At 70.8% G+C, this 22763-nt stretch carries 15 protein-coding genes; 5 read left to right on the top strand and 10 right to left on the bottom strand.

Annotated elements, in window-relative coordinates:
• Positions 1-36: 36 nt before the first annotated feature.
• The 3 genes from AC07PR_RS03045 to AC07PR_RS03035 are packed head-to-tail and all read left to right on the top strand — an operon-like array spanning position 37 to position 4750.
• Entirely contained in the window at positions 37-2703 is a 2667-nt protein-coding gene (locus AC07PR_RS03045) for a protein kinase domain-containing protein (protein WP_495134363.1), read from the top strand.
• A 26-nt stretch (positions 2704-2729) separates the two neighbouring features.
• Positions 2730-3845: a polysaccharide deacetylase family protein gene (locus tag AC07PR_RS03040; RefSeq protein WP_495134362.1), complete on the top strand. Its 1116-nt coding sequence runs from the start codon at positions 2730-2732 to the stop codon at positions 3843-3845.
• Positions 3842-4750 carry a hypothetical protein gene (locus AC07PR_RS03035; protein ID WP_495134361.1) on the top strand — a complete coding sequence of 303 codons (909 nt, stop codon included), beginning with the start codon at positions 3842-3844 and terminating at the stop codon, positions 4748-4750. Before AC07PR_RS03040 ends, AC07PR_RS03035 begins: the two co-directional genes overlap by 4 nt.
• Positions 4751-4774: 24 nt before the next feature.
• Here the strand turns inward: AC07PR_RS03035 and AC07PR_RS03030 are convergent, their stop codons facing one another.
• The 6 genes from AC07PR_RS03030 to AC07PR_RS03005 all read right to left on the bottom strand — a co-directional run bounded on the left by AC07PR_RS03030 (position 4775) and on the right by AC07PR_RS03005 (position 12424).
• Entirely contained in the window at positions 4775-6292 is a 1518-nt protein-coding gene (locus tag AC07PR_RS03030; RefSeq protein WP_495134360.1) for an F-box protein, read from the bottom strand.
• A gap of 100 nt (positions 6293-6392) precedes the next feature.
• Positions 6393-6821 carry a VOC family protein gene (locus AC07PR_RS03025; protein ID WP_495134359.1) on the bottom strand — a complete coding sequence of 143 codons (429 nt, stop codon included), beginning with the start codon at positions 6819-6821 and terminating at the stop codon, positions 6393-6395.
• Between the two features lie 1017 nt (positions 6822-7838).
• Positions 7839-8792 carry a TIGR03915 family putative DNA repair protein gene (locus tag AC07PR_RS03020; protein ID WP_495134358.1) on the bottom strand — a complete coding sequence of 318 codons (954 nt, stop codon included), beginning with the start codon at positions 8790-8792 and terminating at the stop codon, positions 7839-7841.
• Positions 8792-10105, bottom strand: coding sequence for a putative DNA modification/repair radical SAM protein (locus AC07PR_RS03015; protein ID WP_495134357.1), 1314 nt, complete (start codon positions 10103-10105; stop codon positions 8792-8794). Before AC07PR_RS03015 ends, AC07PR_RS03020 begins: the two co-directional genes overlap by 1 nt.
• Before the next feature lie 56 nt (positions 10106-10161).
• Positions 10162-11313: an acyltransferase family protein gene (locus AC07PR_RS03010; RefSeq protein ID WP_495134356.1), complete on the bottom strand. Its 1152-nt coding sequence runs from the start codon at positions 11311-11313 to the stop codon at positions 10162-10164.
• A gap of 67 nt (positions 11314-11380) precedes the next feature.
• On the bottom strand, positions 11381-12424 hold the full coding sequence (locus AC07PR_RS03005) for a LysM peptidoglycan-binding domain-containing protein (protein ID WP_495134355.1): 1044 nt from the start codon (positions 12422-12424) through the stop codon (positions 11381-11383).
• A gap of 132 nt (positions 12425-12556) precedes the next feature.
• On the opposite strand from AC07PR_RS03005, the gene tagH reads away from it, so the two are divergent.
• Together tagH and AC07PR_RS02995 are read left to right on the top strand one after the other, a co-directional pair.
• Positions 12557-14521: a type VI secretion system-associated FHA domain protein TagH gene (gene tagH, locus AC07PR_RS03000; RefSeq protein WP_495134354.1), complete on the top strand. Its 1965-nt coding sequence runs from the start codon at positions 12557-12559 to the stop codon at positions 14519-14521.
• A 33-nt stretch (positions 14522-14554) separates the two neighbouring features.
• On the top strand, positions 14555-15424 hold the full coding sequence (locus AC07PR_RS02995) for a PP2C family protein-serine/threonine phosphatase (protein WP_377155197.1): 870 nt from the start codon (positions 14555-14557) through the stop codon (positions 15422-15424).
• 33 nt (positions 15425-15457) lie between these two features.
• Here the strand turns inward: AC07PR_RS02995 and AC07PR_RS02990 are convergent, their stop codons facing one another.
• The 4 genes from AC07PR_RS02990 to AC07PR_RS02975 form a co-directional block, all read right to left on the bottom strand.
• Positions 15458-16981 (bottom strand): HAMP domain-containing methyl-accepting chemotaxis protein, encoded by a 1524-nt coding sequence (locus AC07PR_RS02990; RefSeq protein ID WP_495134353.1) that lies wholly within the window; start codon positions 16979-16981, stop codon positions 15458-15460.
• Positions 16982-17058: 77 nt separating this feature from the next.
• The gene (gene tagF / locus AC07PR_RS02985; RefSeq protein WP_483106309.1) at positions 17059-17769 is read right to left on the bottom strand and encodes a type VI secretion system-associated protein TagF; all 711 of its coding nucleotides are present in this window, start codon (positions 17767-17769) and stop codon (positions 17059-17061) included.
• A 22-nt stretch (positions 17770-17791) separates the two neighbouring features.
• Positions 17792-21370, bottom strand: a complete 3579-nt coding sequence (tssM, locus tag AC07PR_RS02980) for a type VI secretion system membrane subunit TssM (protein ID WP_495134352.1) — start codon at positions 21368-21370, stop codon at positions 17792-17794.
• On the bottom strand, positions 21367-22689 hold the full coding sequence (locus tag AC07PR_RS02975; RefSeq protein WP_377155193.1) for a DotU family type VI secretion system protein: 1323 nt from the start codon (positions 22687-22689) through the stop codon (positions 21367-21369). The genes tssM and AC07PR_RS02975 overlap by 4 nt, the downstream gene beginning before the upstream one ends.
• Between the last annotated feature and the right edge of the window lie 74 nt (positions 22690-22763).

Below are 22763 nucleotides of genomic sequence, written 5' to 3'. Positions count from 1 at the left end.
CATTGGGCGGCGATCCTCGCCGCGGCGAGGCGTTCGATGTCACGAAAAGAAGGCAATCCCCGCTCGGCCAAGCCGGGCAACGCACCGGCGGCGGCCGACGATCCCACGCTCGATCCGGACGCGACACGCATCGTGCCGGCCGGCGCGCCGCTGGACCGCATGCCCCCGAACACCGCCGCCAACCGCGCCGTTCCGGCATCGGCCGCGGAGCCGGATCCCGAGCCGCCGCACGACGACGGCCCCGAGACGGTCCAGCATGAACGCGAGATCAGCTTCATCGATCCGACGTTCCCCGACACCTTCTCGATGCGCGCCGGTCGCAAGCCGGCCGACATTCCCGTCGACACCGACCACACCGTCATCGCGCCCGCCCCGCTGCTGACCCCGCGCACGCACGCCGGGAAGCCCGCCCCCTCGACGCCCGCCGCCGAATCCGCCATTCCCGCTGAAGCCTCTTCCGTGACTCCTGCCCCGACGCCTTCGGCGCCTGCCCAGCCCCCCGTTCCACCAGCCGCGCCGGTCGAGCCGCCCGCAGCCGCCGCCAAGTCGCTCGCGGACATTGAGCCCTCGGGCAATGAAACGGTGCTCGTTCCGGCCGCGAAGGCTGTCGTGGCGAAGCCGCCCGCCGTCGAGGCGGTTGCCAAGCCGCCCGTGGCGCCTCCGGCTCCCGAAGTGACACCGCCCGCCGTGCCGGTCGCCCCGCCGGTCGCCCCGCCCGCTGCGTCGGTGACGCCGTTCGCCGCGCCCGTGGCCGACGCCGAGGAATCCGAATTCGGCGCGTCCGAATTCGCCGAGACCGTGCTCGATCCCGATGCCGCCGCCGCCGTGGCGGCGCTGCGCGCCTTGCCGCCCGAGCCCGAGCGGCGTCCGTCCACCGGCACGCTGCCGGGCGGCACGCTCGCCGCGAAGGTCGCGAGCAACGAGGCCCCCGTGCGCCAGGTCGGCCGCTTCCAGGTGCTGGACCGCATCGGACGCGGCGGCATGGCCAGCGTGTTCAAGGCCCACGACCCGAGCATCGGCCGCGACGTGGCGATCAAGTTCCTGCACGCCTCGCTGTGCGAGGACGAGGAATACCACGCCCGCTTCCTGCGCGAGGCGCGCGCCTCCGGCAGCCTGTCGCATCCCAACATCGTCACCGTGCACGACGTGGGCGAGGTCGACGGCCGGCCCTACATGGCCATGGAGCTGCTCGACGGCGAGCCGCTGGCCGACCTGCTCGAGCCCGGCACGCCGCTGCCCATCCGCGACACCGTCGTGATGGCCATCCAGCTGGCCCGCGCGCTCGACTACGCGCACAAGCGCGGCATCGTGCACCGCGACATCAAGCCCGGCAACATCGCCCGCGTGCGCGGCACGCTCGACATCAAGGTGATGGACTTCGGCATCGCCCACATGGAGTCCACCAAGGGGGAGCAGCGCACCCGCGTCGGCGACGTGCTCGGCACGCCGCAATACATGGCCCCCGAGCAGATGAACGGCGAGAAGATCGACGGCCGCTCGGACCTGTTCTCAGTGGGCATCGTGCTGTACCAGATGCTCACCGGCGTGCGCCCGTTCACCGGCGACAGCGTGGTGAACCTGGCGCTCAAGATCGCCAAGGACGACCCGACGCCGCTCAACAAGCTGCGCCCTGAGATCCCCGCGTCGCTGCGCCGCGTCGTCGACCGCTGCATGGCCAAGGCGCCGGACAACCGCTTCCAGACCGGCGCCGAACTCGCCGATTCGCTGGTCAAGGTGCTCAACGAGATCGACGAGGAAGCGCGCAACAAGGGCCGCTCCAAGTTGATCCCGCTGCGCGTGAAGTGGGCCGCGATGATGGCCGGCATCGTCGCCATCGTGATGGCCGTGAGCGGCTCCATCATCAGCCAGCGCCAGAACGCCGCGCTGATGCAGCAGGTGGCCGACTACGGCACCGCGCTGTCGCGCTTCATCGCCGCGCAGAACGCCACCGCGGCGCTGGGCGAGGACTGGGTCTCCGTCGACGTCTCGCTGCAGGAGATCATGAAGACGGGTGACTTCGAGAGCGTCACCGTCATCGACCGCGCCGGCGTGGTCGCCGCGTCCAGCCTGCCCGACACCGTCGGCAAGCCGTATCAGGCGCCGCCGGGCGAGACGCTGGGCGCGCAGGGCGCCGTCAAGCGCACTCGGTACCACGCGGCGGGCGGCGCGGCGATCCTGGGCTTCGATTCGCCGATCACCTTCCAGGACAAGACCGTGGGGCGTGTCGCGCTGGGCTTGCCGGAGCGCCCGCTGGAAAGCGTCGCGCGGCTGTCGCGCACGCTGATGGCGGTGCTCGCGGTGACGACGGTGCTGGCGGTGGCGATCGCGATGTTCTTCGTCGCCAACTGGTTCTCGCGGCCCATCAAGCTGGTCGTGGAGGCGCTGGACGAGATCGGCCGTGGCCGCGTCGACTTCCGCATCCGAGAACAGCGCAAGGACGAATTCGGGCTGCTCTACGCCGCCTTCGACCGCATGGCGCAGGCGCTGCAGGACAAGCAGGCGCTGGCGGCCTCCGCCGCGAAGGCCGAGGCGCCGACGACGATCGGGCGCAAGTCCGGCGCGCTGGCGGCGGCGCGCGCGCAGGCCGCTCAGGCCGCGCAGGCTTCTCCGGCCGAGCCCGAGCCGCCGGTCGCCGTTGCGCCTTCGGATGAGCAGACGCAACCCGCACCGCCGGTGCCGCCGTCGACGCCGGGAGCCGCCTGATGTCCGTCGCGAAAGCATTGCCGCGCATGAGGGCTCCTCACGCCAACCCTCTCCCGCAAGCGGGAGAGGGAGTCAATCCGCGTCGTCCGATGCTGGGCGGCGCAGTCGTCACCGCCGCGGCCATGGTGCTCGCGCTGACCGGTTGCGTCGCGCCGCCGACCGCGACGCCGCCGCTGAGCGAGCCCGCGCCCGTGAAGGCGCCTTCGACCACCGCCAACGGCGAGATCGTCGCGCGCAGCGACCGGCTGCTGATCTACGTGCCGGTGGCCGGTGAGTCGCTGCGCGGCATCGCGGCCCGGCTGCTCGGCAGCGAGGACCGCGACTGGCAGATCAGCGAGGCCAACAGCGGCGCCACGAAGGCCGAGCCGGGCCAGCCGCTGATCGTGCCGCTCAAGCCGATGAGCCCGCTGGGCGTGCGCTCGGGCCAGCTGCAGACCGTGCCCATCCTCTGCTATCACCGTCTCGGCACGGTCGGCGGCAAGATGGCCGTGTCCCAGGCCAACTTCGCGGCGCAGATGGAGTGGCTCGCGAAGAACGATTACCGCGTCGTCAAGCTGTCGCAGCTCGCGGGTTACCTCGACGGCAAGGAGCCGCTGCCGCCCAAGGCCGTGGTGATCACCTTCGACGACGGCTACGAGTCGGTCTACAAGCTGGCCTATCCGGTGCTGCGCAAGCTCGGCCTGCCGGCGACGATGTTCGTCTACACCGACTTCGTCGGCGCGGGCGGCGACGCGGTGAGCTGGCCGCAGCTGGCGGAGATGCAGTCCTCGGGACTGATGGACATCCAGTCGCACTCGAAGTCGCATCGCAACCTGATCGAACGCACCACCGGCGAGAACGAGGAGCGCTACAAGCGCAACCTCGACAGCGAGACCGCCGGCCCGCGCGACCTGATCGAGCAGAAGCTCGGCACGGCCGGCCAGGTGCGCCATTACGCCTATCCCTACGGCGACGCCAACGAGCTGGTGCTGGACGCGTTGACGCGCCAGAAGTACACGCTGGCGGTGACCGTCAACCCGGGCGGCAACGCCTTCTACGCGCAGCCGCTGATGCTGCGCCGCACGATGATCTTTGGCGACCACGACCTCGAGGCCTTCAAGGCCCGGCTGCAGACCAGCCGACGCATCGGACCGACCCCATGAGAGCCGCCGTTGCACTGGCCCTGGTGATGGCCGTCGCGCTGTCGGCCTGTACCGGCGGCCCCGGCGCGTTGCGCAACCCGGAAGGGACGGCGGGCGCGCCGCCGTCGGCGTTCGAGCAGGCGCAGGTCCAGCGTGCGCAGGAGCAGGTGAAGGATGGCCAGTTGGCCGACGCCGCCTGGACCTGGGAGGCGCTGACGGTGCTGCGTCCGGACAATGCCGGCTATCGCGAGAGCCTGGCCGCGACGCGGCAGCAGATCGACAGCGGCGTGAGCGAGCGCCTGGACAAGGCCCGGGCCGCGCAGAAGCGCGGCGACCTCGACGGTGCGACGACGCAGTACCTCGCGGCGCTGTCGCTGCAGCCGGACAACGAGGCGGCCGCCGATGCGCTGCGCGCGCTCGAGAAGGAACGCAACCAGAAGAGCTACCTCGGCAAGCCGGCGCGCGTGACGCTGCGCAAGGCCGCGCCGCCGCCGGTCGCGGCGAAGCCGGCCTCGCCCGCGAAGGCGCAGGCGTCGAGCTCGGGCGCCCCGGCGAAGGAGTCGGCCCAGGCCGCGGCGGCCACCGCCGGACCGGACCGCAACGAGCTGGAGCACATCGCGATGCTGGCCGCGCAGGGCGAGATCGACGAGCCGATCCGCCTGCTGGAGAAACGCGCGCCGCAGGATCGCAACGATCCGTCGGCGAAACGACTGCTGGCCGACCTCTACGTGCGCAAGGCCGAGAAGCTGGCGACGATCGACAAGTCCGGGGCGATCATGGTGCTGCAGAAGTGCCTGCGCGTGGACCCCAAGAATGCGCGCGCGACGGCCATGATGCGGCAGCTGATCGACGAATCGGCCGCGAAGTCCTCTGCGCCCGCACCCGCCGCGGCGGCGACGGCGAAGAACAAGGTCGACAAGAAGTGAAGCGCCGCCGGGGCGGGCCTCGCCTCAGGCCGGGGCCGGGGGCTCGTGCCCCGTGGCTCCAGGACGTTCGCGGGCGGGGACTTCCGTCAGGAAGGTCATGAACCGACGCCTGAATTGCAGGCGACTCTCCGGACGCGACTCGGCGTGGCGCTTGAGGTCGTCGACGAGCCACTGATGGTGGCTCTGCGTCATTCGCTGCGCATAGGTCTCATCGTCTTCTTCTCCGTGGTCTCCGGGGAAGTCGAGGTCGACCTCGATGTACCGCTTGGGGGCGCGCGCCTGCAGTTCGATGGCGAGCGCAGACAGGTCGACGCCATGGAGACGCGCAACGTCCTCGACGGCAGTCCCGTTCCTGACCGCGTCGCCCGACCCTGCCGTCATCGCCTGGAGCAGCAGGTAGTAACGATTCAGCGGGTCCAGGATGCCGTGCCGGTCCGCCGTGGCATCCACCAGGTGGCCGCGCCTCACCGCCTCGCAAGCCGCTCCGCAGCAGGCTGCACGCTCCAGGGCCCAGCGTCCGTTGACGCTTCGGATGCCATGCCTTTCCGCCACCTGATCGACAGGTTCGCCCAAGGCCGCAGCTTCTCCCGCGACGCCGTCGGTTGCGAACAACTCCAGGTCCTCGATGTCGTGCTGCTCGATGAGCCGAAGACGCGGTGCCACTTCATCTACGCGTTCTCCCCCACGGACCGCTCGTCGAGCGACAGCCAGGACACCAGGCAGCACATCGGCTCTCTGCTCGATCCGCCTTTGCAACGCCCACACGAAGGTGTTTTCAATGCCGAAGCGCTGGGCGACTTCGTCCGGATCGTCACCCGCCCTGAGGGCCTCCTCCGCCGGACCCAGGTGGATCGCCGTGTCCTCGAGCCTGAGAAGAAGATCGTTCCGCGCCCGTCCTTCGCAGGACGGATAGAAGTGGCGAACGATCGTTTCGACGCTCACGCCGCCAGCGATAGCGAGAGTGGGCGAACCGTGTTCGGCCAGGATCTTCAAGGGCTCGTGCAGTGACTCCGGCAGCAGCGGATGCAAAGTCAGCAAGTTCGCCGCGGCCTGTCGGCATTCCGCTTCCGGCATCAGATCGAGGCATGCACTCAGGGCCTGCAGCGCTTGCCGGGGCTGATCGCTCTTGCGGAGCCCTTGGATGGCAGTCAGCAGTCGCTGAAAGGTCGCGAGTCGTTCGCCCCAGGGAGGCTGCGCACTTCCGGAGATCCGGGCGATCTGGTGGGAGATCATCGCCCGCTTCAGCTGGTAGTCGACGGCCCGTGCGCTTTCCCTGCTCGTGAGCGCCAGCGCCCTCAAATCCTTCGCCGGGAGGTGATCGGCGACCTGCTCGAGCATCTCCTGCGGCAGGTGCATCAGGCCCGCGCGCTGCGGATTCGGCATTCCGCCAGACGGAGGCAGTGTTCCGGGTGCCGTGTCGATGGCCGTTTCGATGGCCGTTTCGGTCACCGCCTCGGTCGCCGCTTCGGTGGGGGACGTGGGGATCGTGCTTCCCCAGTGGGGCGATGTTCTGACCATGACAATGGTTCTCCGGTTGCTCATGTCTCCGTGTCTGCCTCGATGGCGGACAACCTGGACAAGGGGGATGAGCTATGTGACCGGGAAACGGCGACGGTTCGCCTCTGGGCTCTGCGGGAGTGGCTCAGAACGTCACCGTGACCGACGCCGCACTGCGCCTGGCCTCGCCGTGGAACACGGCCTCGATGTTGTTGCCGTCGGGGTCGAGCACGAACGCCGCGTAGTAGCCGGGGTGGTAGGGCCGCTCGCCGGGCGCGCCGTTGTCGGTGCCGCCGTTGGCCAGCGCGGTCTTGTGGAAGGCATCCACCGCCGCGCGGTCCTTGGCCTGGAAGGCCAGGTGGTGGCGGCCGGTGAGGTGCCCTTGCGCGGCCTGGCTGTCGGCGGTGGACACGAACAGCTCGTCGGCCCAGAAGTAGTCGTCGCCCGAGCCGCCGATCGGCACGCCCAGCGGGGGCAGGATCGCCTCGTAGAACTTCCGGCTGGCGGGCAGATCCCGCACGACGAGCTGGAGGTGGTCGATGAGGCGTCCGCGATGCAGTTCCTGCGTTTCCATGGGGATCTCCTTGAAATCGTGGCGGTGAAAACGTCCAGTGACAGGAACGGGGCAAGCGGCGTTCTTGTCCGTTCACCTCCGGACGCGGCGCATGTGCCGTTCGTTTTTCCTGCGGTGTCGTGCGACGCCCCCCGAGTCCGGGACAGCGCGAGTGCTCGATGGGCCCCGCGTTTGCTCTCGCGATCGTTCTCGTGCCTTGCACGTCTCCGAAAGCAGCCCTCTCATGAAACCGCTTCTCCTTGCCGCACTCTTCTGGGCGGTCGTGCCCCAGGCACAGGCCCAATTCAATCCGCCCGCCGGACCCGAGCAGACCATCGAGGTCCGCGCCGGTTCCGCGACCGACAGTCGATCGACCCATGGCACGCCCGGATCGTTGAACGCGTCGGCGAGCGAGAGCGGCACGGATGCGTCGGGAACGCCCTTCAACGCCACCGCGTCGGCGTCGACGCGGCTGGGCCCAGGCTACCTGTCGGGCAGCCTCGCCACGAGCGTCACGGGCAGCGGCACCTCGTCGACCTCGATGACGGCGTACCAGACCGATGCACTGACCTTCACGCGCAACGACGGCAGCTTCGATCCGGAGCTGATCGTCCACTACAACATCGTGATCGCGGGCGGCACGTCGGCGTCGATGACCGGCGGCGCCGGCGGCACGACGCAGGCGGGGTCGCTGGACTGGACCCTGGTCCATCAGCTCGACGGCTTCTACACGACCGCCTGGCAGAGCACCACCACGCTCGCCCACGACGGCAGCGTCGTGACCGACAACCACTGGAACAGCAGCCCGATCGGCGACGTGTACGCGATCTACAGCTTCTCCGCGGCGATCTTCGCGGGGCACGCGACGAACATGGACTTCTACCTGGAGATGACCAGCCACCTGAATGCGGCGGGGCCGTCGGCGACGGCCTCGATGGCCGCCAACGCGCCGACGATCTACTGGGGCGGGATCTCACAGGTCACCGACTGGAACGGCAACCTCATCGACTATTCGCTGTCGTCGGCATCGGGCTTCAACTACGCGCTGTCCGCGGTGCCGTCGCCCGCGCCGGAGCCGTCGACCTGGGCGCTGCTGATCGCTGGCGTCGCCGCGTTGGCGCTGCGCGGGCGCTCGATCTCGCGGATGCGGCGCGGCGAGGTCGGTCCCGCTTCCAGCATCGCCTGAACACGGCCCCCGGCCTGCGCGACGAGCGGTTCGATCAGTGCCGCTTCCGGCAGGTTCGTCCAGTAGCGGCGCGGCATCTCGCGTTCCATCATCGCGACCTTCAGCCGCGCGGGATTGAAGATGCTGCGGTAGTAGGTCAGCCAGAGCTCGGCGCCCGCGTCCTGCGGCGGCGCGTCCTCGCGCCGGCCTCCGGGGCCGATCTGCAGCGACTGGCCGTCCCACGACACCGAGCAACGCGGCGACAGGATCGCCCAGCGCAGGTTGGCGAAACGCCGGGCGAAGAAGGGCGCGGCGGCCTCAAGCGTGTGGTGCGTCGGTTCGAACCACGCGACCAGGCGCTCGCCATCGGCGTCTTCGACCGGCACGAAGCGGACGAACGCATGCGTCTTGTGGATCTCGTGCCGGACCTCGCGTTCGAGACGCTCCGCCCGGCGACGGTCCGCGTCGAGCGTGTCGCGCCAGTAGCCGGGCTCGGTCTTCAGGCGGAACAGCATCCGGTACAGCAGCGTGAACCGCTGGGGCTCGGTGTGGAGCAGGGCGGTGCGGCACAGCGACAAGAAGGCTGCGGGCACGGTGAACATTGCCGCCGTTGCTGCTGCCGTGGGTGCCGCAGTTGCCGCATCCAAGTCGGGCGGCAGCCCTTGGGGAAGTCCGTTCCCGTGCGCGTCGTCGCCCCACAGGCCGTCACCTGCATCGCCCGTGGTCCAGACGACGTCGTCGGGCGCGATGCCGAGCGCTATCAGCCGCTTCGCTGCCTGACGGAAGCCGTCGAGATCGATGGGGCCGTCGAGCCAGACATGGACCATCAGAACAAGCCCATCTGCGTCGGCACCGGCATGGCAGGCGCCATCATCGAATCGGCGCGCGCTGTCGGACCCGGGGCGCCTGCGGCCACGGACGTCGCGGCCATCGCCGTCGCAGCGGGTCTGTGGCCGTCGACGACCACGAAGGGCAGCACCTTGCGCGCGGGCAGCTTCATCTGCCGCAGGTCCTCGGCGCGCAGGCGGCGCACGCGGCGCGCGGCGAGCAGCTTGTCGACTGAACCCACGCCGAGGCCCGGCACGCGCAGCAGCATTTCGCGCGGCGCCAGGTTGAGGTCGACCGGGAAGCGCTCCGGATGCGCGAGCGCCCACGCGTGCTTGGGATCGACGTCGAGCCGCAGCAGACCGGTGCCGTCGTCGACGATCTCCTCGTGATCGAAGCCGTAGAAGCGCATCAGCCAGTCGGCCTGGTAGAGCCGGTGCTCGCGCACCAGCGGCGGCGCCATCAGCGGCAGCGCCCGTGCGGCATCGGGGATGGGACTGAAGGCCGAGTAATAGACGCGCCGCATCCGGAAGCGCCCGTAGAGCGCGGCGCTGCTGCGCAGGATGCTGCGGTCGTCGCTGGCATCGGCACCGACGATCATCTGCGTGCTCTGGCCGGCCGGCGCGAAGCGGGGAGGTCGGGCGGCACGCGCGGCGGCGCCCGGCATCACGCGGATCGGCGCCTTGGCGGCGGCCTGGTGCGCGTCCTTCGCATCGTCGATGTGCAGCCGCAGGCGGCCCATCGAACGATGGATGGCGGCGGTGTCCTTGTCGGGCGCCAACGCCTTCAAGCCGACATCGGTCGGCAACTCGACATTGATGCTGAGCCGGTCGGCATACCGGCCGGCGCGCCGCAGCAGTTCCTCGCTGGCATCGGGGATCGTCTTCAGGTGGATGTAGCCGCGGAAGTCATGCTCCTCGCGAAGGACCTGCGCGACGCGCACGACCTGTTCCATCGTGAAGTCCGGGCTCTTGATGATGCCGCTGCTGAGGAAGAGGCCCTCGATCGTGTTGCGCCGGTAGAAGCCCAGCGTCAGCGCGACGACTTCCTCGACGCTGAACTTCGCGCGCGGCACGTTGCTCGACGACCGGTTGACGCAGTAGAGACAGTCGTACTGGCAATGGTTGGTCAGCAGGATCTTCAGCAGCGAGATGCAGCGGCCGTCGGGCGCGTAGCTGTGGCAGATCCCCATGCCTTCGGTCGAGCCGATGCCGGTCCCGCCGCGGGAATCGCGCGCGTCCGTGCCGCTGGAGGCGCAGGAGGCGTCGTACTTGGCGGCGTCCGCCAGGATGGCGAGCTTGCGGGGGAGGTCCATGGCACTGCCGGAAGAATAACTACTGTATGAATATACAGCTTTCCAGCAGGTTTGCCTCAGTTGCCGGATGCGATGTCCGTGGCGCCGGCACGGGCGTGCCGCGTCGCCCGCGTCGATCCCGTGACGAGTTCGGCCAGACGCACCATGAGACGCTCCAGCGAGATCGCAAGGCCGATGCTCGCGATGACCGCCGGCACATAGACGACGAAGGTCCACGCCTGCGACGGCCCGAGCAACGAGCGGTAGAGCGCCACGATGCCGAGCACGACGACCATGTGGCTCAGGTAGAGCTCATAGCTGAGCCGGCCCATGCGCGCGAGCCAGTTCAAACCGGCGCGCGGGGCTGGCGCGTGCGCCCGGAAGGCGATCAGCATCGCGCAGGTGCCGACGCACAGGCCGTACATGCCGCTCTTGAACAGATGGCGGTGGACGAGGTCGCCCCACCCGATCACCAGCAGCACGCAGAAGCCGCCGAAGATCGCCAGGGCGCGCGCGTCGCGCGGGCCCGGCCGCCAACGCTGGACGGCGAGGGCGGCCAGCACGCCCCAGGCGATGGCGGACATGCCGGGCAGGTAGGCCTTCTCCCACCAGACCTCGTGGCTGACGGGCACCATCGAACGCAAGGGCAGCAGGCTCAGCGCCAGCGCGGCGAGCGCGACGACGAGCAGTGGGCGCGGCAGCCCCAGGCACAGCAGCGGGAAGCCGACGTAGAACACCTCTTCGATCGACAACGACCACAGCACGTCCCACGCGGCCGGTGCCCAGCCGGTCCGACCTTCATACCAGTTGAAGGTGAAGGTGAGCGCCGAACCCAGCAGGCCCCCGAGCGACTGCTTCGACGAGGGCGCGAAGTCGGGCACGCCGAGCGCGGCCAGCAGCGTCAGCACGGTCAGGACGACCAGCAGCAGCGGCAGGATGCGGCGCGCGCGGGCCAGGTAGAAGGCGCCCGGATCGACACGGCGGAGATCGCCGTGGCGCTCGAGGAGGCGCGTCGTGATCAGGAAGCCGGAGATCACGAAGAACATGAACACCGCCTCGTAGCCGTTGAAGCTGACGGCATCGATCAGGCGCTTGGGCACCCACGGGCCGAGCAGGCTCGGCGCCAGCGGCAGCCGGAACGGCAGTGCCAGGTGGTGCACGACCACCAGCAGGATGGCCACGCCGCGCAGGCAGTCGATGGCGAAGTTGCGCGGGGTGGGGGAGTCCATGGGATGGGCTTCAAAAAGCGAAGAGGCGCCCGGGGCGCCTCTTTCGCATGCGGTCAGCAATGACCGGTCACTTCAGTTGGTCCGCCTTCGCCTTCAGCGTGGCGGCCTTCTGGCGTTCAAGCTTGGCAAGCTCGTTGTCCGGATCGAGTTGCAGGACGCTGTCCCACCCCTTGATCGCGCCGGCCAGGTCCTGCTTGGCGAACGCGGTGCGCGCGGCCAGCGTGGCCTTGGCGATCTGCTTCTTGCGCACCGCCTCGATCTTGGCGCCGGCGCCCGGCTGATCGGCGGCCTCGGCGCGGCGGTACTCCTCCAGCGCCTTGTCGAAGCGGCCCGCGCGCTCGTGCGCATCGCCGGCGCGCATCGCCTTCTCGCCGGGCGAGAGTTCCGGCGGGGGCGGCGGCGCTGCCGGCGTCGGGGCGGCGGCCACCGTCGTCGTCGCGGGCGGCGTGGGGGCCTGCGCGGCTGCCGCGGCGGCCGCAGCCGCGGCGGTCGCCTTCGGGTCCGGCCTGGCCGACGGACGCGGATACAGCGGACCCGCCGGCGGCTTGCCGGGGATGCGCAGCACCTGGCCGCCCGACACCTGGCGCGGCACGCGGATGTCGTTGTAGCGGGCCAGGATGTAGAAGGAGTAGATGTCGCCCATGAAGCGGCCCGCGATCCGCGACAGCGTGTCGCTGGACTGCACCGTGTAGGCGAAGGATTCGCGCCCCAGCTGCGCCACCGGATCGGCGGTGATCTGGCGCATCAGGTTGTTGGCCAGCTTGTTGCCCGGGTCCAGCTGCAGCGCGCGCTGCAGCTCGTTGCGGGCCTGGTCTTCCTGGCCGGCCTCCAGCAGTTCGATCGCCTGCATGGCGGTCTTCTGCGCCAGCGCCTGCTCGGCCGCGGTCGGCGGCACGGGCTCGGGCGGAGGAGGGGGCGGCGGCGGCGCCGTCACCACCGGATCGGGCGGCGGCGGAGGCGGCGGGGCGGGCGTGACGCAGGCCGCGAGCGCCAGGCTCAGCAGCAGGGCCGTACCGGCAGCAAGGGGGGAATGGCCGCGGCCCCGCGCCGCTTGCGCGGTCGGGGTCAGGGAAATCGGGGCGTCGGAACGGAAGGTGGTCGACATCGGCATCACGTCGGGATTCGAGCGGGGTGGAGTATGAAACAGCGACAAGCCCCTCTCAGGTGACTTTCGTTCATTGAAGCGCGGCCATTGTCACGCAAACATCCCATGCCAGTCTCCCGAGGTCCCAAAGGCAGCCACATGACCCTCACCCTGCGCGCGGTGTCGCTCAACGACCTGCCCCTGACGCAGCCCATCACCGCGCGCTTCGACGCCACCGGGGGGACCATCGGTCGCGCCGACAACAACACCATGGCGTTGCCGGACCCGGAGCGCCACATCTCCCGCCAGCAGGCCGAGATCAGCGCCGAGGCCGGCGGTTTTGTCATCCGCAACGTCGGCAGCGCCAACCCGATCACCGTCGCCGGCCAGCCCGTGGGGCAGGGTCAGGCCGTGCCGCTGCGCCATCTGGACCAGGTCCGGATCGGCGGGTACCTGCTGGAAGTGCAGAGCGAGGCCAGCGCCGACAGCGGCGCGACGGTCATCCGCCGCGCGCCGGACCTCGCCCGTCCGGCGACGCTCGGACCGTCGCCGGCCCCGGCGCCGGCCGCCTTGTCCAGTTCCAATCCGTTCGCCGACCTGTTCGGCGGCACGCCGCCGCCGCCCGACGTCTTCAGCACCTCGCCGGCGCCCGCGCCGCACGTCTCGGCCTTCGCGGCGCCGCCGGTCCAGGCGCCGCCGCCCGCGCCGGCGGGTCCGATGATGCTGCCGGACGACTTCGATCCGTTCGCGCCGCCGCCGTCCCGCGCCGCGCCGGTGGCGTCGCCATCGCCGTCGCCGGTCTCCGGGGGTGTCTCGCCCTTCGATCCCTTCGGCGGGCTGGACCTGGCGCCGCCGCCCGCGCCGGCCCTGCCGCCGGCACGCAACGACGAACTCGGCTTCGGCGGCGCTTTCGCCGACCTCGTGCCGGGTGACAACAACCGCTCGCTGGACGATCTTTTCGGCCTGCAGCCCGGTGGCAGCGATCCGCTGGCCGGCTTCATGGCCGGCGCGTCCAAGCCCGGCGACGCGCTGCGCGACACGGTGGCGTCGGACCCGCTGGCGCTGTTCGGCGCCGCGGCGCCGGCAACGAACACCGAGCCGCAGACCCCCGCGCTGCCGGACCACACGCCGGCGCTGCATTCGGCCTTCCGGCCGCCGGAAGTCCGGACGCCACTCCCGCCGCCGTTGCCGCCGGCTCAGCCGCCCGTGGCTCCCCCTGTGGCCGGCGTCCCGCCGGTGATGGCCCCGGCTGTGGCGCCCGCCGTCGTCGCGCCCATCCTGCCGCCCATCCTGCCGCCTGTTGGCGTTCCGATCGCGGCGCCTGCGGTTCAGGCGGTGGCGCCTCCGCCGCTGGCGATGGTTCCGCCGCCGCATGTGCCGCCGCCGCATGTCCCGCCGCCGATGCCCGCTTACGTGCCGCCGCCCGCGCCGGCCGCGGCCGCCACGCCGGCTGCCCCGGGCCAGGCCGCCGACACCGCGGCGCTGTGGCAGGCCTTCTGCGAGGGCGCCGGCATCCGCATGGCCGCGCCGCCGCAGGGCTTGAACCCGGACCTGATGCGTGTCATCGGGTCCTTGCTGAACGCCTCGGTGGACGGCGCGTTGCGCATGATGGCCGTGCGCGCCGCGACGAAACATGAATTGCGCGCGCAGGTGACCGTCATCCGCTCGCGCGAGAACAACCCGCTGAAGTTCTCGCCCGACGCGCAATCGGCGCTCGAGCAACTGCTGCAGCCGCCGGTGCGCGGTTTCCTGCCCGGTCCCGCCGCGATGCAGGACGCGATGCGCGACCTGGTCGGCCACACGATCGGCACGATGGCCGGCACGCGCGCCGCGCTGGAGGGCGTGCTGACGCGCTTCCAGCCCAAGGCGCTGGAAGCCAAGCTCTCCAGCCGGTCGGTGCTGGACAGCGTGCTGGCGATGAATCGCAAGGCCAAGCTCTGGGAGCTTTACCTGCAGCATTTCGAGTCCATCCGGGACGAGGCGCAGGAAGACTTCCACTCACTGTTCGGCAAGGCCTTCCTGGAGGCCTATGAAGATCAACTCGAGCGCCTGAGCCAGCATGGGCAGGGCGCCTCCGCGGCTTCGCAGCCGTCACAACAACAAGCACAGCAGAGCGGGGCCTGAGTCCCGCCACTTGTCCTACACGTCGTTCACACCATGCTCAAGATCAGGGTTGCCGCCTGCAGCGAACAAGGCGCGCGCAACAACAACGAGGACGCCATCGTGGCGCACGAGAACGGCCCCGGCTGGTATGCCGTGCTGGCCGACGGCGCCGGTGGCCACCGCAACGGGGCCGAGGCCGCGCGCCGCGCCGTGCACCGCATGCAGACCAGCCTGGGCGACGCGACCTTGCCGTGGCGCCCCGAGCTGCTGACCGGCGCGGTGCTGGCCGCGCACGACGACGTGCGGCGCGGCGTCGAGGGCACCGGTCGCGACCGCATGCACACCACGCTGGTTGCGCTGTGCGTCGACGCGCAGCGCAACTTCGCGCTGTGGACGCACGTGGGCGACTCGCGCCTGTACCGCATCCGCGGCGGCGACATCGACACGATCACGCAGGACGACAGCGTCGTGCAGATGCTGATCGAGGCCGGCCTGCTGACGCCCGAGCAGGCGGAGGATCATCCGCACAAGAACCACCTCGTGGCCGCGCTCGGCATCGAGGATGACCTGAACCCGCACACCACCGCGCCGCAGCCCTTGCAGGACGGGGACGTTTTCCTGCTGTGCAGCGACGGCTGGTGGGGCAGCGCGGGCGACACGCTGATCCACGACACGCTGCGCAACGCGGGGTCGCCGGACGACTGGCTGGCGGCGATGCGCGCGGTGATCGAGGAGCGTCGGCTGCCCGATCAGGACAACTTCAGCGCGATCGCGCTGTGGGTGGGCGAGCCGGTGCTGGCGGCCGTGGCCCAGACGCCGACGGACGAAGCCGGCACCGCGGTGCAGGAGTCGACGGTCGATTCCGGCCCGATCCCGCTGGAAGAGGAAGAAGAGGACGAGTCGACGCGGCGCATGCCGCTCTGAGCGCCGGGCCTTTGGTCGCCGACCGCTCGTGCTTCAGCTGCCCCGCGCGCCTCGCGGCGCGGTGCGCGATGCGGAGCCGGGGCCAGGTCTTGCGGCCGGCCACCGCGTCGGCGACGCCACGAACGCGCTCAATCTCTGCGCGGTGGTCGAGAGCGCAGCGGCCGTCTCCAGGTTGCGTTGCGCGACCTGTTCCGCGTCGGCCGTCGCGCGGCCGACATCGGTCAACGCGACCTCCAGCTGGCGCCCGGCGCTGGACTGCTGGTGCGTGGCCATCTTGATCTCCTTGCTCGCGAGGTCGGACGCGGCCACGCGTTCGGAGATCAGCGTGAACATCGCCTCCGCCTCCGAAAACAGCGACGAGTTCGCCGCCACCGCCTTGACGCCGGCCTCGGTCGACATGATGGTGGCGTTGGAGACGTTGCGGATCGAGTCCAGCTGGCGCCGGATGTCCACCGCATCGGCGCGCACCTTCTCGGCCAGGCGGCGGATCTCGTCGGCCACGACGCGGAAGCGCTCGCCGGCCTCGCCGGCGCCGTAGGCTTCGATCGTTGCGTTGATCGCGAGGATGTTGGTGCGCTCCGCCAGTTCCTCGATGGCGCCGAGCACGGTGGAGGCGCCCTGGACCTCCTTGCCCAGCGTCGTCATCTGCGTGACGACCATGTCGATCTGCTGGCTCAGCGAGACGGTGGCCTCGCGCGCGCGGGCCATCGCCTGACTGCCGGCCGTCGCGGCGCGTGTGCTGGCCGAGGCCATCTCCTCGACCTCGGTCGAGCGCTGCGCGATCTGGTTGGCGGCCGCCTGCACCTCGTGCATCGTGGCGGTGAGTTCGATGGCCGCGGAGGAGGTCTGCTTCGTCGCCCCGGCCTGCCGCACGGAAGAGGCTTCCAGTTCGCGCGCGCGCTCGGCCACGTCCACGGCGGACGCGCCCACCATCTGCATCAGCAGTCGCTGCAGGACCAGGCCGGTGACGACGACGATCAGCAGACCGAGCACCGTGCCTCCGAGCCCTACACCCTTGACCAGCCGCGTGGTCTGGCCCATCTCGGCCGAGCGCATCTCCAGTTGCGCGACCTCGTCGCGCTCCAGCGCGGCGAACCGCTCGCGCAGCCGCTCCATGCCCTGGCGGACCAGGCTGACCTTGGACGATCGCGTGGTCTCTTCCAGGCTCATCGTCTGGCGGTCGGCGATGCGCTCACGGAACAGCGCGAAGAGCGCGGAGATGTCCTGTTCGGTATTGGTGAGCTCCGCGCTCCGGGATCGCCACGCGGGCGTCGCGCGCATCTCGGCGAGTCTGGCAGTGACCACGGCCGTCGACTTGTCGAGGGCCGCCAGGTAGGCCGTGTCCTTGGTGAGCATGAAGCCGCGCTGCGCGGCCTCGGCTTCGGCCACGTCGTTGAGCAGCTCGGCCAGGAGGCGCAAGTTCTGATGGCTCTGCGCCACGCCGTCGGCCGCGGACGCCATCAGATAGGCGCTTCTCATGGCGACGACGCCGACGCCGCACAGCACCGCCGCGGCCAGCAGGAATCCCAGCGCGAGGCTGCGTCCGAATGTCTTCATGCGGTTCTCCCTGGGGCGCAATGTCGCACAGGTGAGGCTGAAGGTCTCGCGCCTGCCGTCACCGCGAGCCAGCGAGATCAGCCGGTCTTGCGCGTCAGCATCGCCGCGAACGCCTCCACGTACGGGAGCCCCGGGCCCCAGCGCATGTGGACCTGCTCCCCGGGCTCGGGGTTGGGCGACCACACGGTGCAGCCGGCCAGGCGTTCCAGCAGCTCGCCCGCCGCCAGCATCGGCACCGCCGCGGTAAGCAGGCTTGCCGGCGCGGTGTAGGTGACCCACTGCACCGCGTTCTCCGGCGCGGGCAAGGTCGCCGCGTGACTCGGTGGCCAGGGCGGCGCCGCGGCCAGCGCCGCCTCGAGCGAGTTCACCGTCGCCGTGTCGTCCAGCGTGCGCATGGCCGCGTTGGCCAGCACCGTGTACCAGCGGTCGAGGTGATCCAGCCCGGCGCGGTCCACCGGCGGCTGCGCGCGTGGCTGCGCGATGACCAGCGGGAAGTAGCGCCCGACGTTGTCGCAGCTGGCCATCAGCACGCCGAACCACCACTTCATGTCGACGACGCCTGGCGCCCACGCGAAGCGAAGCACCGGCGCGGTCAGGTAGGTGTCGAGCCAGCGGGGGCCGAGCACCTTCGGCAGGTCCTGCATCATCCCGGACAGCCAGGCGTCGCAATGCTGCACGCAGTGCTGCGGCAGCCGCCGCTGGGCGAAGTCGCCCAGCGCGGTGACTTTGCCGTACCAGCCGGGCACGGCATCGCCGGCGGCGTTCAGGGCTTCGGGCAGCGCGCTCATGGTGGGGCTCTCCTGATGCGACTCACAGACCGCCCGGGCAGCGGAACTCGTTGAGCTCCGGCAGACGGAACGGATTGCGGACGCTGCTGGCGGTGACCTCGAAGACCGCCTTGCGGCCTTCGATCTCGAAGGTGGCCTTGAAGCGCTCGGGCGCGGCGGTCTTCTCGATCTTGACGCGGTCGAAGAGCCGGAACAGCGCCCACGGCCCGTCGTTGACCAGGCCCGACGAACCGCTCGCGCTGACCGGGCTCAACTGCACCCGCACCTGCGAGCTGCCGCGCGGTCCCGGCCACTGCACCGAGGTCGGGATCTGCGGCCCGTGGCTGTAGCGCACGATCTGGCCGTCCACGTCCAGGATGAACTGCTGGATCGTGGTGTCCATCTCGATCGGCTTGAAGTCCAGCCGCAGCGACGGCGTGGCGCTGCCGGGGAAGAAGGTCTCCTTGATCGCCTGCGCGCGCTGGAATTGCGGCAGCGTGCCGCTGTCGCCACCCAGCGGCGTGCCTTCGACCGCGCGGAACTTCCACGGCCGGGTCGTCGTGTCGACGTAGGGCGCGAGCTTCTGCTGGAAGAGCTGGTCGATCTTGCCGCCCGGCCCGAACAGCATGGCGAAGTCCGCCTGCGTCGCGTCGCGCGGCGAGTTGCGGTCCAGCGGATAACGCCCGGAAACGGCCTGGTTGCAGAACTCGCCGACCTGCGAGCGCACCTCCATGCCGAGGTTCTGCCGCATCGCGCCCTGCGACACGCGGGCGCTGCTGCTGCCCAGGTCGTCGAGCATCGTGCGCAGCGGCTCGGGGCTCATCGCGGCGGCGGCCTTCAGTCGCGTCGGCACCGGCGACGGCGGCGGCGCGCTGCCGCCCTTGAGCGCGGAATCGGCCGCGGTCAGCATGATGTTGGCCTCGGCGATCAGGCCGACGGTCTCGTCCAGCGGCGCCTTGCCGCCGCCGGCCGGAGCCGTGACCATGCTGCGCAGGCCGACGAAGCGGTCGTCGACGATGTTCTCGATGCGCGGCGCGTTCGGGTCTGCCGGGTTCTGCTGACCCGGCTTGCCGGAGAACATGCCCGCGACCTTTTCGCGCGTCTGCTGGACCAGGTCCGCCGCGCGACGCTCGGCGTTCTCGATCGCGTTGCCGGGCTGCGCGAGCGTGGTCTCGCGCGACGCCGCCCGCAGGAACGGACCCAGCGGGCTGTCCGGCGCGGACAGCATGCGCGAGCGCTCCACCGACTGCGGCACCGTCGCCATCGGCAGCAGCTTCACGCTGTTGAGGAAGGATTCCCAGGAGGCCGCGTAGTCGTTCAGGTAGAGCCGGCGGACGTCGTCGACCAGCGGCGCGTTGGCGCGCACGAGGTCCTGCGGATTCTTCGGCGCGGCGGCGACGCCGAGCACCCACGGCTCTTCCGCGGCCAGCTCGTCCGCGACCTGGCCGACCCGCGGCTGGAAGCCGCGCAGGTAGGCGTCGCGGGTGAAGAAGCCTGGCACGCCCTGCGTCAGCGGCGCGCCGTTGGCTCGCGTGAACAGCAGCGGCGCGTTGTGGCCGCCGGCGCGCGCGACGGTGAAGTCGGGATACTCGGTGCCCAGGCCTTGCGCCCGCAGCCGGTTGTAGATCCGCTGCGGCAGCGGCTGCGTCGCGAGCTGCGTGCGCACCGCCGTCAGCAACGAGGCGTCCTCCGGCAGCGGCGACGCGATGCCGCCCTGCGACAGCAGCGCGTCCAGGTGGGCGCCGAGCGCCTCGCGCTGGTCCGGCGTGAGCTCGCGGCGCGTGGTTTCCCAGTCGCCCTCGATGTGCTGCTTCAGCGCCGGGGCGTCGAAGTGCTGCGGGTCGTGCAGCATCACGTAGGCCTTGAGCGCCTCGTACAGCGTGACCGGCGTGGCCGCGCCCTGGCGGAGTTGTTCCTCGATGCGCAGCACCAGCCGCGGCAGCACCGCGTCACCCAGCATCCGCTGGTAGGACGCGCGTGCGGCGCTGTCGAGCTTCCTGCCCTGGAAGAGGCCCATGCGCATCGACCACGGGACGTTCTCGTCGACCGCGGCCAGCGCGCGCGTGGCCTGCAGCGCGGGCAGGATCGGCAGCAGGTCGGCGGTCGCGCGGTTGGGCGTGGCCTGCAGCAGTTCGCGCACCTGGTCCGCGCGGGCGGAGGTCTCTTCCAGGTACTTCCTGTTGTTGAAGTAGCTGACGGTCCAGGCCGTGAGCAGACCGATGCCGGCGATCGCGACCAGGGCGTAGCCGCCCAGCGCCAGCGCGTTGCGGCGGCGCTCCCAGCCGCGGTGCGTGCCGCCCAGGCCGGCTTCGGCGAAGACGACCTCGTTGAGCAGCCGGTTCAGGAAGTAGCTGCGGCCGCTGGCCTGGTTGGGCGCCAGCACCGCGTTCTCGATCTGGTAGCTGCGCGCCACCGAGCCGAGCACGCGGTCGATGGGCGTGCCTTCCTGCGTGCCGCTGACGAAGTACACGCCGCGCAGCAGCGGTTGGGCTTCGTAGGGGGAGGGCGCGAAGACGCCCTCGGCGAACTCCGCCAGCAGCGCGCGCAGGCTCGCGAACTGCGCCGGGAAACCGTAGATGCGGGCGCGGCGCTGCGGATCGCGCTCGGCCTGGAGCCGGTCGATCAGGCCGTTCTGCAGGCGCTGCTCGAGGGCGTCGAACTCCGCGCCGTAGCCGGCCAGCGGCGACGTGCTGTTGCGCGGGAAGGTGAAGCCCCACGGCGCCGCGCGCTGGTCCTTGTCGACCGTCGCGAAGTAGTCCATGAAGCCCGACAGCAGGTCGGCCTTGGTGACCAGCAGGTAGACCGGGAAGCGGATGTCCAGGTCCTTCTGCAGCTCCTGCACGCGGGCCCGCACGGTGGCGGCGTGCTGGGCACGCTCCGACGGGCTGCGCGACAGCAGGTCGGTGACCGACACCGTCACCAGCGCGCCGTTGATCGGCTGGCGCGGACGCGAGCGCCGCAGCATCTGCAGGAAACCGCTCCAGGTCGCCTTGTCGTTGGTGGGGTCGCTGTCCTGCGTGGTGAAGCGGCCGGCGGTGTCGATCAGCACGGCGCGGTCGGTGAACCACCAGTCGCAATGCCGGGTGCCGCCGACGCCGCGGATCGCATGGTCGCCCATCTGGTCCGCCAGCGGGAAGTTCAACCCGCTGTGGCGCAGCGCCGTGGTCTTGCCCGAACCCGGCGCGCCGATGATCAGGTACCAGGGCAGCTCGTAGAGATACCGGCCGCCGAAGCGCGATCGCAGCTTGGCGCCGAAGCCCGCCGATCCCTCCGCGCCGAAGCGCGAGCGCTGCAGCATCTGCAGCGCCTGGCGGAAGCGTTCGCGCACGGCCAGCATGTCGGCGGTCTCGCGCTCGGGCGCGTCCGCGGCGGGTTGCTGCAGCAGCTGGTTGACGACGGCGCTGTTGCCGCGCTTGGCGCGCCAGCGGCTCCAGGCGATGCACAGCGCCACGATCAGGACGAGCACGCCGATCGTGAGCCAGCGCGAGCGCTCGGTGTCGAGCGGGCGAGCCTCGCCGACGGCCACCAGCGGACCGACGATCCAGATCAGCAGCGCGACCGCCAGCACGAGCACCGCCAGGAGCACCCAGCGGTTGAAGATCCATCCCAGGACGCGTTTCATCGGGAAGCTCCGCGCGCCGGCGCTTCAGGCGCGCGGCCATTGACCATCAGGCTGACTTCGACGCGCCGGTTCAGCGCGCGGTTGGTCGGGGTGTCGTTGGGGGCGACCGGCTCGGCCTCGGCGCGGCCCTCGGCGCGGATGCGCTCGGGGGCGACGCGGCGTGCCACCAGCAGTTCGCGCACGGTGTTGGCGCGCTCTTCCGACAGGTGCCAGTTGGAGGGGAAACGCACCGTGCGGATCGGCGTGTTGTCGCTGTGCCCGGTCACCAGCACCGTGCCCTGGACTTGCGTCAGCGCGTCGGCGATGCGGGTCATGAGCGCTTCGCGCTCCGGCACGATCGTCGCGCTGCCCAGCGCGAAGAGGCCGTCGCCGCGGATGGTCACGACGCTGCGGTCGACCTCGTCGCGCACGGTGACCAGGCCGGCCTTGATGTCGGATTGAAGGAACTGCGCCAAGCGCGGCTTGGCCGGCGGCGGCGGGGGCGCGACCACGGGCGGCGACAGCCGCAGCCCCTGGATCTGTCCGAACACCGGATCGGAACGCTCCGCCAGCGACAGGGTCAGCGACAGGTACACGCCCACCAGCAGCAACGCTGTCAGCGCCGCCGTCGCCGCCAGCGGCAGCCAGCCGATGTGACGGCGCTGGGTGATGGCCTCGACCTGCCAATGCTGCGCCAGCGCGGCGGGGTAGTCGCCGCGCTGCTGCTTCAGGATCTGGGCCAGACGGTCACGCACCGCTTCCAGTTGCGCCGGACCGTTGTCGATGACGCGATAGCGTCCGGCGAAGCCCAGCGTCAACGCGGCGTAGATCAGTTCGAGCAGGTCGCGGTTGGCCTCGGGCTTCTCGGCCAGGCGGGCCATTAGCTGGAAGACCTTCTCGCCGCCCCAGGTCTCGTTGTGGAACATCGACAGCAGGCTGTGCCGCGCCCAGACGCCGGAGCCGCCCCAGGGCGTGTCGGCGCAGGCCTCGTCGATCATCGTGCAGAGCACGTAGCGCGTGGCCATGACGCGCTCCGGCGGGATGCCGGCCGCGGCGGCGCGAGCCGCGAAGTCGCGGATGCCCTGGGCCAGGTTGTTGCGCAGCACCGCCACGTCGTCCACGCGGCGCGTCCCGCGCAATTGCGGGACGAGCAGCAGCAGCGGGTTGGCCAGCGTCAGCAGCGGGTTGAGCCCGGCGGCCGGCGGGGCGGCGTCGGGCTGCACGGAGTCGGGCGACGGTGTGGCGCCGCGCGGCGCCTGCGCGCCGCCCGGACGGGGCTTGATGAAGGTGCGCTGATCGTCGAAGCCTGCGAACGGATCGTTGAGCGCGGAGGGGTCCATGCCGGCTCCCGGAGGTTACTGGTCTTGAATCGGTGGAAGCGTGGAGCGGGGCCCGGCGTCGCCGCGAGCGGCGG

The organism is Roseateles sp. GW821-FHT09H11 (assembly GCF_059415845.1).
The sequence above is the reverse complement of the archived record's forward strand: the minus strand, read 5'-3'. Positions and strand labels throughout refer to the sequence as shown.